Origin of the sequence: Chryseobacterium gwangjuense (genome assembly GCF_021311115.1) — a bacterium.
Classification (GTDB): Bacteria; Bacteroidota; Bacteroidia; order Flavobacteriales; family Weeksellaceae; genus Chryseobacterium; species Chryseobacterium gwangjuense.
Genome location: NZ_JAJTNP010000005.1, coordinates 291224 through 304413, shown reverse-complemented (window position 1 = coordinate 304413; position 13190 = coordinate 291224). Strand labels below are relative to the sequence as shown.

9 protein-coding genes are annotated in these 13190 nt (G+C 35.5%); 4 read left to right on the top strand and 5 right to left on the bottom strand.

Annotation, left to right across the window (positions count from 1 at the left end):
• Nucleotides 1-58 precede the first annotated feature (58 nt).
• From LV842_RS11995 to ppk1, 4 genes are all read right to left on the bottom strand, one after another.
• Entirely contained in the window at nt 59-211 is a 153-nt protein-coding gene (locus LV842_RS11995) for a hypothetical protein (protein ID WP_233111697.1), read from the bottom strand.
• Nucleotides 208-861 (bottom strand): NAD-dependent epimerase/dehydratase family protein, encoded by a 654-nt coding sequence (locus LV842_RS11990; protein WP_233111696.1) that lies wholly within the window; start codon nt 859-861, stop codon nt 208-210. Before LV842_RS11990 ends, LV842_RS11995 begins: the two co-directional genes overlap by 4 nt.
• A gap of 129 nt (nt 862-990) precedes the next feature.
• On the bottom strand, nt 991-1875 hold the full coding sequence (locus tag LV842_RS11985; protein WP_233111695.1) for a Ppx/GppA phosphatase family protein: 885 nt from the start codon (nt 1873-1875) through the stop codon (nt 991-993).
• Nucleotides 1876-1970: 95 nt separating this feature from the next.
• On the bottom strand, nt 1971-4043 hold the full coding sequence (gene ppk1, locus LV842_RS11980) for a polyphosphate kinase 1 (protein ID WP_233111694.1): 2073 nt from the start codon (nt 4041-4043) through the stop codon (nt 1971-1973).
• A 245-nt stretch (nt 4044-4288) separates the two neighbouring features.
• Here ppk1 and dnaK point away from each other — a divergent pair, with 245 nt between their 5' ends.
• Together dnaK and LV842_RS11970 are read left to right on the top strand one after the other, a co-directional pair.
• Entirely contained in the window at nt 4289-6178 is a 1890-nt protein-coding gene (dnaK, locus tag LV842_RS11975) for a molecular chaperone DnaK (RefSeq protein ID WP_233111693.1), read from the top strand.
• Nucleotides 6179-6376: 198 nt separating this feature from the next.
• On the top strand, nt 6377-6892 hold the full coding sequence (locus LV842_RS11970; RefSeq protein WP_233111692.1) for a thioredoxin family protein: 516 nt from the start codon (nt 6377-6379) through the stop codon (nt 6890-6892).
• A 41-nt stretch (nt 6893-6933) separates the two neighbouring features.
• On the opposite strand, the gene LV842_RS11965 is transcribed toward LV842_RS11970, so the two are convergent.
• A complete protein-coding gene (locus LV842_RS11965; protein ID WP_233111691.1) occupies nt 6934-7329 on the bottom strand; it encodes a DUF7674 family protein in 396 nt (131 codons plus the stop codon).
• Nucleotides 7330-7770: 441 nt separating this feature from the next.
• Here LV842_RS11965 and LV842_RS11960 point away from each other — a divergent pair, with 441 nt between their 5' ends.
• Together LV842_RS11960 and LV842_RS11955 are read left to right on the top strand one after the other, a co-directional pair.
• Nucleotides 7771-8784: a nucleoid-associated protein gene (locus tag LV842_RS11960; RefSeq protein WP_233111690.1), complete on the top strand. Its 1014-nt coding sequence runs from the start codon at nt 7771-7773 to the stop codon at nt 8782-8784.
• Nucleotides 8785-9491: 707 nt separating this feature from the next.
• Complete coding sequence (locus LV842_RS11955) at nt 9492-13178, top strand: Ig-like domain-containing protein (protein ID WP_233111689.1); 3687 nt, start codon at nt 9492-9494, stop codon at nt 13176-13178.
• The last annotated feature ends 12 nt before the right edge of the window (nt 13179-13190 follow it).

The following is a 13190-nucleotide window of genomic DNA, read 5'->3' as shown; positions in this document are numbered from 1 at the left end:
CATAAAGAATAAACATATCCGTCAAATGATATGTTCTGTCTGTTGATAAACAGTTGTATTACTTAAGAGTCTGTCCGGAAGGCGTAAGATTTTTTGTTGTGGATTGCTTTCCTTCCAAAGGATGTTTCTGCATGAAGAAAAACCCTGAAATAGCTGTCAGAACGAGTAATACAAAAATAACCAGAAAAATTCTTTTTAACATATCTTTCATACCGCGAGATTTTTAATGTCTTTAATTTCTAATGTTGAAGTTGGGTATCCTTTTTGTACGGCATTGATCATTGCTCTTCCCACTTCGTGTAAAGTTAATGATTTTGACGGTAAAAAAATAGGGAACAGCCAAATAAAAGGTTTAAAGAACCATTTTACATTTTCCTGACCTTCAACCGGTTTCATAAATCCGGGGCGTAAATTGTAGGCGGCTTTTAATCCCAGCTTCTTTAATGCGTTTTCGGTTTTGCCTTTTACTCTTGCCCACATCACTTTTCCGCTTTCCGTACTGTCGGTGTGCGCTCCCGAAACATAATTGAATACCATGTTCGGGTTTTGATTTAAAACGACCTTTGCAAAATGCAACGTCACATCATAAGTTGTTTTAATATATTCTTCTTCACTCATTCCCACGCTGCTGATTCCGGCACAGAAAAAAACGGCGTCATAACCTTTCAGATTTTCGTCATTCATATCGATTTTTAAAAAGTCTGAAACAATGTATTCTTTGAGTTTTGCATGTTTCTTTCCGGATGGTTTTCTGCTTACGCTTAATATCTCTGATATATTGGGGTTTTCAAGACATTCCATAAGAACTCCTTCACCTACCATTCCTGTTGCTCCTGTTAGAATTATTTTGAGTGTGTCCATTTCTGTTGTTTTTCTTAATGACGTTTCCTGACTGGGGTTTACTTTAAATCTTTTTATAATTTTAAACGATTCACAAAACAAAAAAGCCAGTCAAAAATGAATGGCTTTATAATTTGTATGGTATAAAAATTATTTTTTATGCTGCAGCTGACTGTAGATATTATGAATCAATCCATCGGCAACAGATATTTTAGGAACAAAAATCCTGCTGATATCTGACCATGACATGACGTTGTTGTAAATTTTCAAGGCATGAACCAAAACATCTGCACGGTCCTGTCTCAAATTGTATTGAGTCATTCTCTCATCTATGGTAAGCCCGGCAAATTCTTTATACACTTTTTTCAAGTAAGAAGCAGCCATCGGTTTTCCGTCTTTGGTTTTGCTTAAAGAAAAAACTTTATTGATATTTCCTCCGGAACCAATAGCAACAATAGGTTTTTTACTTACAATATTGGCTTTTATTTCTTCTTTCATTTCCTTCCAGTTGGCTTCGGCTACCAGATCATTCAGGAGACGTATCGTTCCGATATTAAATGATTTTTCATAAACCATTTTACCATTTTCATAGAAGGTAAGCTCGGTAGAACCACCGCCAACATCTACATAAAGATAGGCGAAATTTTTGTCGAGCCCTTCTGCAACATGGTTTTCATAGATTAAAGTCGCTTCTTCATCACCAGAAATGATTTCAATATCAATACCTGAAGCTTCTTTTACTTCTTTAATAATGTCCTGACCGTTGGCTGCATCACGCATTGCACTTGTGGCACACGCTCTGTAATGCTGTACGTTATAAATTCTCATCAGATCGCTGAAGATTTTCATGGAATCGAGAACCATTTTTTCTCTTTCAGCGCCGATTTTTCCCATAGTGAACACATCCATTCCTAATCTCAAAGGGATTCTTAGAAGATTAAGCTTGATGAATTCAGGCTGTTTCTGCTGAGTTTTTACTTCGTTTATTAAAAGTCTGGCTGCATTACTTCCTATGTCTATCGCTGCGATGATCATTGTGTTCGTACGTATTTTATTAAATTTCAGTTAACGAATTGAATTTACAAAAATATATTATTACTTACGTTTAAAACAAAGATTTTAGTGGACAATTATTTTTTTGCAGTCTTTGCTTTCAAATATTTGTACGTTTCTACCTGAGAACGGCATTCATCCTTATTATTTTTAATGTATTCGTTGCCCAGTTTTTTATCCAGTATTCTTGCCTTTACATTATCATGAAGCTGAATATCCAGAATATCTTTTAATTCCGTTTTTAAATTCTTATCAGTGATTTTTGCGGCGGCTTCTATTCTGTAATCAAGATTTCGGGTCATCCAGTCGGCAGAAGAAATATATAGATCTTCCGCTCCTTTATTGTAGAAATACATTACTCTTGCATGTTCCAGGTATTCATCTACAATGCTTATGGCTTTTATTTTTTCTTTAAAATCTTTTTGATTGACAGCACAGTAAATTCCTCTTACGATCATTTTTACCACTACACCGGCTTTTGCTGCTTCATAGAGCTTGGTAATAAGGATGCGGTCGCTTACCGAATTGGCTTTGATAATCATCTCCGCTTTTCTTCCTGCTCTTGCTTCCTCTATCTCTTTATCAATATGGTGAATGATTTTTTCACGCATAAATTGCGGACAAACCAAAAGGTTTTTACAGGTCTTTAATACAGTAAGATAATCCTCTTTAGGTTTTTTCAGAACGTTAAAAACTTTATTAATATCTGCCATTATTCCTCTATCTGAAGTCATTATCAGATGATCTCCGTAGATTCTGGCTGTTTTTTCGTTGAAATTACCGGTGCTTATAAATCCATATTGAATAGTCTTATTATGAGCTCTCTTTTTAATGACACACAATTTTGCGTGAACTTTTTTGTCAGGAATTCCCACTAAAACGTTTATTCCTTCAGGTTCCAGCATTTCTTTCCATTCTAAGTTGGATTCTTCATCAAATCTAGCCTGAAGTTCAAGCATTACCGTTACTTCTTTGCCATTTCTGGCAGCATTAATCAACGCATTGATTATTTTTGAGCTGCTTGCCAAACGGTAAGCGGTAATCTGAATGGATTTTACATCCGGATCCATTGCCGCTTCACGTAGAAGATCGATTACAGGATTATATTTATGGTAAGGAAAGGTAAGTAGAACATCGTGTTTCAAAATCACATCCGTTATTCTTTCACCATGTTCAAAAGCCGGATGCATGAAAGAAGTTCTTTCAACAGGTCTTTCGTATTTTTCAAAAACGTCCGGAAAATCCATGAAATGTTTAAAATTATGAATTTTCCCTCCCGGAATGATACTGTCTTTCTTCGTTAAGTTTAATTTTCGGATCAGCATTTCCAGCAGCGCTTTATCCATATCTTTATCAAAAACAAAACGGGTCGGTTTTCCTTTTCTTCTGTTCTTTAATCCTTTTTCGATTTTTTCCGCGAAATTGGTTCTGATATCATTATCCAGATCAAGTTCTGCATCTTTTGTTACTTTAAAGGCATTCGCTGCAAATTCATCATATCCGAAATACGAGAAAATATGCGGTAAATTGAAGGTAATTACGTCTTCCAACAACATCACATCTTTTTCTTCAGGATTTTCAGAAGGCAACAAAAGAAATCGTCCAACGAATCTTGAAGGAATTTCGATGATAGCATAGTTGCTGGAATATTGCCAGTCTTTTTTTCTCATCGCAACACCCAGATAAAGACTTTTGTCTCTCATGTAAGGCATCGGTGTGTTCTCATGAAGAAGGATAGGAATCACATTCGCTTCTACAACCTCGTCAAAATAATTTCTGACAAATTCTTTTTGTTTTGCTGTTAAGTTTTTTGATGTTTTAATAAAAACTTTATGATCAGCCATTTCAACCTGAATTTTTTTCCAGGTTTTGTCAAAATTCTGCTGATGCTTTATAACAATGTCATTGATTTTCTGAAGAATTTTTGAAGGAGGTTGGTAGAATGACTCGGCAATTACTTTCTCTTTAAAATCCATTGCACGTTTTAATCCTGCTACACGTACCCTGAAAAACTCATCTAAATTATTGGAAAAAATTCCTAAAAAACGGATTCTTAAATGTAAAGGTACGTTCTCGTCCATCGCTTCCTGTAAAACCCTTTCATTGAAGGCAAGCCATGTGATATCTCTTGGATTGAAGTGTAATGACATTCTCTAGTTTATATTTTATCAAAAATAATAATTCAGGAGATTATGATAGGCATGATATAGGTTAAACTTTGATTAATTTTTACAGGGGTGAATGTCAAAATTGTCTTGAATACTGTGGTTTTTATATGATGAACCGGTCTCTTTATGTTGTACTATGTCATTTTGTCACATCCTTCCGAATGGTACAGATATTGAGAAATTGAGAGTGTAAATTAATTTTAAAAATTAGAAAAAATATAAATATTATGAGTAAAATAATTGGAATTGACTTAGGAACAACCAACTCTTGTGTTGCTGTAATGGAGGGTAAAGACCCTGTTGTTATTCCTAATGCTGAAGGTAAAAGAACAACTCCTTCTATTGTAGCATTTACAGAAGACGGAGAAAGAAAAGTAGGAGATCCTGCAAAAAGACAAGCGGTAACTAACCCAAAGAAAACGGTATATTCAATTAAAAGATTTATCGGGACTCACTTCAAAGAAGATGCGAAAGAAATTTCAAGAGTACCTTATGAAGTAGTTTCTGGGCCAAACGATACTGTAAAAGTAAAAATCGACGATAGAGAATATACTCCACAAGAAATTTCTGCAATGACGCTTCAGAAAATGAAGAAAACTGCTGAAGATTATCTTGGACAGGAAGTAACAAGAGCGGTAATCACTGTTCCTGCATATTTCAACGATGCACAAAGACAAGCGACTAAAGAAGCTGGTGAAATTGCAGGTCTTAAAGTAGAAAGAATTATCAACGAACCTACAGCTGCAGCATTAGCTTACGGATTGGATAAGGCTCACAAAGATCAGAAAATTGCTGTTTATGACCTTGGTGGTGGTACTTTCGATATCTCTATCCTAGACTTAGGAGACGGTGTATTCGAAGTATTGTCTACAAACGGTGATACTCACTTAGGAGGTGATGACTTTGATGATGTGATCATCAACTGGATGGCAGATGAATTCAAAGCTGAAGAAGGTGTTGAACTTAAATCTGATGCTATTGCGTTACAAAGATTAAAAGAAGCTGCTGAAAAGGCTAAAATTGAATTATCTTCTTCGCCTCAAACAGAAATCAACCTTCCATATATTACAGCTACAGCTACAGGTCCTAAGCACTTAGTGAAGACTTTAACTAAAGCTAAATTCGAGCAGTTATCTGCAGATCTTGTAAGAAGATCTATGGAGCCTGTTGCAAAAGCATTGAAAGATGCAGGTTTATCAACTTCTGATATTGACGAAGTAATCTTGGTAGGTGGTTCTACAAGAATCCCGATCATTCAGGAAGAAGTAGAAAAATTCTTCGGTAAAAAACCTTCAAAAGGTGTTAACCCGGATGAGGTTGTAGCGATTGGTGCAGCTATCCAAGGAGGGGTATTGACTGGTGATGTAAAAGATGTTCTTTTATTAGATGTTACGCCACTTTCTTTAGGTATCGAAACAATGGGTTCTGTTTTCACTAGATTAATTGAAGCGAACACTACGATCCCAACTAAAAAATCTGAAGTATTCTCTACAGCTTCTGACAACCAGCCTGCTGTAAGCATTAGAGTGGGGCAGGGTGAAAGACCAATGTTCAACGATAACAAAGAAATCGGTAGATTTGACTTAACAGATATTCCACCAGCACAAAGAGGAGTTCCTCAGATTGAAGTTACTTTCGATATTGATGCGAATGGTATCCTAAGTGTTTCTGCTAAAGATAAAGGTACAGGTAAAGAGCAGTCTATCAAAATTCAGGCATCTTCTGGTCTTTCTGACGAAGAAATTGAAAGAATGAAAAAAGAAGCTCAGGAAAACTCTGCAGCAGATAACAAGAGAAAAGAAGAAGTAGAAATTTTTAACAAAGCTGACGGATTGATCTTCCAGACTGAAAAGCAATTGAAAGAATTCGGTGAAAAACTTTCTGCTGACAAAAAAGCAGCAATCGAAACTGCTCACACAGAATTGAAAGCAGCTTTCGAAGCTAAAAATGCTGATGATGTAAAAGCTAAAACTGAAGCTTTAGATGCAGCTTGGATGGCAGCTTCAGAAGAAATGTATGCACAAGGACAAGGTGCTGATGCAGGAGCTCAACAAACTCAAGGTCAGGCAAACGGAGCAGAAGATGTTCAGGATGCAGACTTCGAAGAAGTGAAATAATTAAGCAGTTTTAAACTGACTCAATAGAAAATCCCCGAGCGTAAGCGAGGGGATTTTTTTGTTTAATAATTGGAAACTTAGACTTTATCATCCTTTGAGTTTTGTTAATTTTTTATAAGTATCAAAAGCAGAATTTTATTCTAAATACAAACAAAAAATCTTACATTCGTACAACTTAAAACCAAAAAACAAAATCAAATGAAATTTTCAAGAATCTTGATGATACTGGGATTATTCCTATTTCAGTTAAATTTCGCTCAGGAAAAAGCGGATGTTGTATTAAACAAAGCACTTACTGAAGCAAAATCAAAAAATAAAAATGTACTTCTCGTTTTTCATGCCTCATGGTGCAAATGGTGTCATGTGATGGAAAAAAATATGAACCTTCCGGAAACCAAGCCAATTTTTGAAAAGAAATTTGTCACAGCGTATGTTGATGTTCAGGAAATGAAGGAGAAGAAAACACTTGAAAATCCAGGTGGAGAAGAGTTGATGAAAAAATATAAGGGAGAAAATGCAGGACTTCCGTTTTGGTTGGTCCTGAATCCGAAAGGTGAAGTTCTTACCGATTCTTTTAATGAAAAAGGAGAGAATCTTGGATGTCCTTCAACAGCAGAAGAGGTTGCTACTTTTACTGCAAAATTAGAGAAATCTTCAAAAATGAATAAAAACGAACTTCAAATTGTAGAGAAGGTTTTTACGAAAAAGAATTAATAAAAAAACTCCCCGAACATTTTGATCGGGGAGTTTTATTTTTATTTACCAAAGAATATTTTATCCTGTTTTCGCTGATCATTGTAGATCACCTGAAAACTTACGGGCATATTTTGATACAAAAGTTTCCAGTGTTGGATTTTTCCATGTTTCTTAAAGCTCTCAAATGAACGTACGAAGATATTTTCAATAATGCTTTTTACATACGAATCCCCGTTTTTATAGATCATATCCATAAGTTTTATGTGATGGGCAATGATGTTAACCTTCGATTCCTGCAAAAGCCTTTTTAAGTAATTAATAGTTGTTTGAATAACGCCTGCAAAATTATCTTGTAAAGACAATTGTGTGATTTCGTTTCGTAAAGGTGGGTAGAAAAATTTTAAATACTCCATAGCTGTTTTCTGGTTGATAGCTTGCATATTTACGTTCACCATAATTTATTATTTTTCAAGTACCAATATGGCAGCGAAAAGTATACCAAGGTGCTGGTAAAATAAACAATTAACTATTTTTTATAATCATCGGAGATGATGAACTGGAAATAACTTTACTATCTCTGTTTATCAATGCTTTTCAGGTTTTTGAATTTCTTGATTGTTTTATGTAAGATGTTGATTTTTAATACTATTTTGAGTTTGTTATTGGAACTGTTTCTGTAATGAAACGGATCAAAAATGTAATGAAAATTATTGTGACAATGATGTAAATGTGTCTTAAAAAACTCTGCCAATTCATCAAGTGAATGACAGAAAATCACTTTTAAATACCATAATGAAATTGTAAAAACAAGTATCAAAATGATAAGGCTTTCTCAGAATGAAAATCTGTGGAGTATATGAGATAATTAATATCTTTGCAATCCATAAAAATCAAAAATGTTTTCAAAAATTATAGTACACAGAGTCGGAAATAAAATCAACGCAGAATCTTTAATACTTTCTCAGGAAGAATTGCAGTTGGAAGAAGGAATGGCAGAGCTGTTGGAAAATTACTTTTTGGGTTCGTTCAAATCTGAAGAGACTTTCCATTTTTATAGCGATTCTTATTTGGTAAATAACCCTATTTACAGTGCTGTATCTGAAATTTTTGATGACAAGGCAAAGTTTCTTTGGGAATCTGAGAATATTGCAAAACACCTTTTTGAAGCTGCTGAAAATCCAAGAGTTCAGGGTGGAGAATTGTTTGTGGTTTATTTTGAAAATGAAAGAGAAAATGGTGAAAAAGTTGATAAAATCGGTATTTTTAAAACGGAAAAAAGAGAATCTTTCTTAAAAATTTCTCCTCAGGATGAAAGCTTTGAAATTGAAAAAGATATGGGAATCGGTTTGTCTAAAATTGACAAAGCAGCTTTAATCTACAATAATGATAAAGAAACCGGTTATGTACTTTCTGTTGTTGACAACAACAAAAACGGGGATATGTACTATTGGTTTGAAGACTTTTTAAAAGTAAAGCAGCGTGATGATGAATATTTTCACACGCAGGAAGCTTTAATGGTGTATAAAGACTATATCACGAAGCAGTTGCCTCAGGAATTTGAAGTGTCCAAAGCAGATCAGGCTGATTTTTTAAATAAATCGATCAATTTCTTTAAAGAAAAAGAAGAATTCAAATTGGATGAATTTGCGAATGAAGTTTTAGGAGATGAACATGTAATCGAAAGTTTTAACAATTTTAAGACCGATTATGAACAGGATATGCAGATCAATATTGCAGAAGAGTTTCCGATTAATGAAGCTGCAGTGAAAAAAACGCAAAGACATTTCAAGAGTATCATTAAATTGGATAAGAACTTCCATATCTATATTCATGGTGACCGTCAGAAACTGGCAACAGGCGAAGACGAAAAAGGGAAGTATTATATGCTGTATTTTGATAAAGAAGTGTAATTTTAGCTTATTTGCTTAAAATTTTCTCTATTGCAAAATCATAAAAAATAATCATTTTTTAGTGATAAAGCACAAATAATTTTAGTTGTAAAAATTAGAGTTATTTGTGCTTTTTACGTGTTTAAATTGTTATTCTTTCGATGTTTTTTTGATGAAAAATAATAATAACTCTAATTTTTTTTATTGGAGTTATTTTGTTTTTAATTTTTATAAATCCTTTATTTGTGGTATTTATGTTGATTTTTTTAATTTTATAATTGAAAAAAGATAATTTTTTTAACAACTGTATGTTTTTTTGTTATACATTTGTCTAAACTAAACACGAAGGCCAATGAAAAATCAATACTTAAACTACTATTTCTTAGAATAATATCTTTCTTAGATTTTTGTAAGATACGACTATAATTTCCCAAATTTTTATTTGATGATTCAATTGACATGACTTGTCGGCTTGTTGATTCGGTAAGAGAATGGAATTATTTGAACCACTGTAGAAAATTTACTTTTCTATACCTTATTTCGTTGTGAATTTTTAATGATTAAGACAATGAAAAATTACTATTTAAGCAGGCATTTTTAACAGCCTTTTTCTCGAGATTTTGTAAGATACAACTATAATCCAACAGACTGTATATGGATTTATGGCTGACTTTGTAGGCTTCTCACAGCCTTACTATTGATTATATTTTTAATTTAAGATCAATATCATGTATTTACAAAAATATACTTTTTTAATCATCAATTTTTTGGCTGCTTTATTGTTCTGTACGAACGTGAATGCACAAATAACGGTTGATGGTAATACAAATGACTGGGCATCGGCACTCAACTCGCAGCCGCTTAAAGCTTTTGTACGAGATGCAAACGATACCAATGATGATTCTTTTACACAGGGATCATCGGATATAGGATTAATTTCTTCATGGAAATGGAGCAATGGACAAACCAATAACAAAGGAGATATTTCGAATGCTGCTGCAGTAATGATCGGAAATAAGATTTATTTTGCAGGGGACAGAACTGCCATCAACGGAAGTGCTCAGATTGGTTTTTGGTTTTTTAAACGAGGGGTAGCCAAAGGAACTGAACCCGATTTTGTTGGAGTTCATGAAATTGGCGACTTACTGGTTTTATCAAACTTTACCAATGGAGGTGGGGTTTCGGAACTTCGTATTTACCGTTGGGTTGGTTCTGGAGGATCTGATAATCAGTTGGACCTGATAGCTACTACTTTTGACGGATTTGTGAATCAGACCTATCAACCAACACCTGTTTATCCTAGCTGGACATATCAAGGCAATAATGTACCGTCAGTAGGGGTTCCCCCTCCTAATGTATATGCAACAGGTTCCTTCTTTGAAGGTTCTATAGATTTATCGCTGTTCGGATTAGATCCTTGTTTCTCTAGTTTTTTATTGGAAACTAGAAATTCACCGTCTGTTACGGCTGCTTTGCAGGATTTTGCAGGAGGAAAATTTAATTCTATGCCAGATCCACCTACAGTAACCAATGCAGAAAGATGTGGACCGGGTGCTATAACCTTATCGGCTAATTGTACAACAGGTAATGGAGTAAGATGGTACAGTGCTGCTTCTGGAGGCAACCCGTTAACTACAGCAGATGGTGTTTCAGCTAATGGAACTTCTCTGACTGTGAATATTACGTCTAATGTAACTTATTATGTGGCCTGTGTCAGAAGTGGAGGTCAATGTGAAAGTGAAAGAGTTCCTGTAACCGGTACGATAAAATCACCACCAACGGTAACATTATCAGGTGGCCCTATTTTATGTCATGGCGGTACTGCTACACTTACTGCAACAGTAAACGGAGGTTCAGGAAATTATTCTTATGCATGGATGAAAGATAATAATCCATTCAACAACCCTGGTGGTGGCAATATAATTCAAAATGCAGGCCCAGGAATGTATTCTGTAATTATTACGGATACTACGCAAGGTTGTACTTCAGCTCAGTCTAACAGTGTTACTCTGACAGATCCGGCTGAAATTATTCTAAGCATAGATTCAGGCAGTATTTTATGTCATGGTGGAGTTGCTACTTTAACTGCTAATGCCAGCGGAGGTAGTGGAAGTTATACTTATTTATGGTCAAACGGAGAGACTACTCAAAGCATACAAGCAGCAGCAGGTTCTTATTCCGTAAGCGTAACCGATGCGAACTCATGTTCAAAATCTGCATCAACTACCCTTACCGAACCAGAACAATTGGCTGTCAATATTGGTAATACTCCGATTTTATGCCACGGCGGAATGTCTACTTTAACCGCAAATGTAAGTGGAGGAACCGGAAGTTATACTTATTTATGGTCTAATGGTGAAACTACTGCAAGCATACAAGTTGGAGCAGGTTCTTATTCCGTAAGTGTAACCGATGCGAATTCTTGTAGTGCATCAGCTTCCGTTACCGTTTCCGAACCAGAACAATTGGCTGTTAATATTGGTAATACTTCGATTTCATGTCATGGCGGAATGTCTACTTTAACCGCAAATGTAAGTGGAGGAACCGGAAGTTATACTTATTTATGGTCTAATGGTGAAACTACTGCAAGCATACAGGCTGGAGCAGGTTCCTATTCCGTAAGTGTAACCGATGCCAACTCATGTAATGCATCAGCTTCCATTACCGTTTCTGAACCAGAACAATTGGCTGTTAATATTGGTAATACTCCGATTTTATGTCACGGTGGAATGTCTACATTAACCGCTAATGCAAGTGGAGGAACAGGAAGTTATACTTATTTATGGTCAAACGGAGCGACTACACCAAGCATACAGGCTGGAGCAGGTTCCTATTCCGTAAGTGTAACCGATGCCAACTCATGTAATGCATCAGCTTCCATTACCGTTTCTGAACCAGAACAATTGGCTGTCAATATTGGTAATACTCCGATTTTATGTCACGGCGGAATGTCTACATTAACTGCTAATGCAAGTGGAGGAACCGGAAGTTATACTTATCTATGGTCCAACGGAGCCACTACTCAAAGCATACAAGTTGGAGCAGGTTCCTATTCTGTAAGTGTAACCGATGCCAACTCATGTAGTGCTCCAGCGTCTATTACCGTTTCTGAACCGGAACAATTGGCTGTCAATATTGGAAGTACTCCGATTATATGTTATGGCGGAATGTCTACCTTAACGGCTAATGCAAGTGGAGGTACAGGAAGCTATAGTTATTTATGGTCCAACGGAGCAACCACTCAAAGCATTCAGGTTTCTGGAGGTTCTTATTCAGTGAAAGTTACGGATCAAAACTCTTGTAATGCTCAGGCTTCAATTACTGTTGTTGCACCTAGTCCTTTAACTTTAACCATTAATAAAGGAGATGTTATCTGTCTAGGAGGAACAGCAACAGTAAGTGCCAATGTAACGGGAGGAATGCCACCTTATTCTTATCTATGGTCTAATGGAGCTACTACTCAAACTGTAAACTTACCGATCGGTAATTTCTCAGTAATAGTAACAGATTCCAACGGATGTACTATTTCTAAGGATTTTGAAGTAAAAATGCTTACTTGTAACGGCTTTACAACTGTTACCCAAGGAGGATGGGGTGCGAAAGCGGCAGGAAACAATTGGGGTAAATACAGAGATAATAATTTTGCTTCAGCATTCCCTACCGGTTTAACTATTGGCGCCGGAAGCAGATTCTTGAAATTGACTACTGCAAAAGCTGTAGATGATTTCTTGCCAAGCGGAACAACTCCAAGAGCGTTGAATGCCGGAACCATGGTAAATCCTGGAAGCAGTTATAGTAATGTATTAGCAGGACAAGTTGTGGCATTAACTCTAAGTCTTAGATTTGATCAGGTGAACCCATCATTCTCTTCTTCAGCAACATGGTTGGGTGACCTTATTGTTGTCTCCGGAACATTTGCAGGCTGGACTGTTAATCAGGTATTAGCAGAAGCTAATAATGTTTTAGGTGGAGTTGCATCAAGCTATTCTGCAGATCAAATGAATGCAATTGTAGATGCAATCAATAATAATTACGATGGAGGAACAGTGAATTTAGGTTTATTAGGTTGTCCTTGTTCATCTAATGTTAAACCATTGGCAAAAGATTCTACAGGAAATGGAGAAGTAATGACTAAAAATCCAAACGCTTCTGTAAATGACGATTCTAAAGTATATCCTAATCCAACAAGAGGAGATATTAACTTAAGCTTCGAAAATGCAGATGGTGGAAATGTAAGTGCTTACTTGTTTAATTCCAGCGGAAGAATGGTTGCAGATTTAAGCAAAAATGTTTCTAGACATGGAAACAGAGTAACGATAAGCTATCAAAATTATAGTTTATTAGAAGGTATTTATATTTTAAGTGTAAAAGCCTCTAAGTTTGAAAAATCATATAAAATCATGATAAGAAAATAATTCTTATTGTTC

Bases quoted from the DNA above. Each gene is read 5' to 3' on its own strand.
- LV842_RS11990 (WP_233111696.1), bottom strand. From the start codon at position 861: ATGGACACACTCAAAATAATTCTAACAGGAGCAACAGGAATGGTAGGT.
- dnaK (WP_233111693.1), top strand. From the start codon at position 4,289: ATGAGTAAAATAATTGGAATTGACTTAGGAACAACCAACTCTTGTGTT.
- LV842_RS11985 (WP_233111695.1), bottom strand. From the start codon at position 1,875: ATGATCATCGCAGCGATAGACATAGGAAGTAATGCAGCCAGACTTTTA.
- LV842_RS11960 (WP_233111690.1), top strand. From the start codon at position 7,771: ATGTTTTCAAAAATTATAGTACACAGAGTCGGAAATAAAATCAACGCA.
- LV842_RS11995 (WP_233111697.1), bottom strand. From the start codon at position 211: ATGAAAGATATGTTAAAAAGAATTTTTCTGGTTATTTTTGTATTACTC.
- LV842_RS11970 (WP_233111692.1), top strand. From the start codon at position 6,377: ATGAAATTTTCAAGAATCTTGATGATACTGGGATTATTCCTATTTCAG.
- LV842_RS11955 (WP_233111689.1), top strand. From the start codon at position 9,492: ATGTATTTACAAAAATATACTTTTTTAATCATCAATTTTTTGGCTGCT.
- LV842_RS11965 (WP_233111691.1), bottom strand. From the start codon at position 7,329: ATGGTGAACGTAAATATGCAAGCTATCAACCAGAAAACAGCTATGGAG.
- ppk1 (WP_233111694.1), bottom strand. From the start codon at position 4,043: ATGTCATTACACTTCAATCCAAGAGATATCACATGGCTTGCCTTCAAT.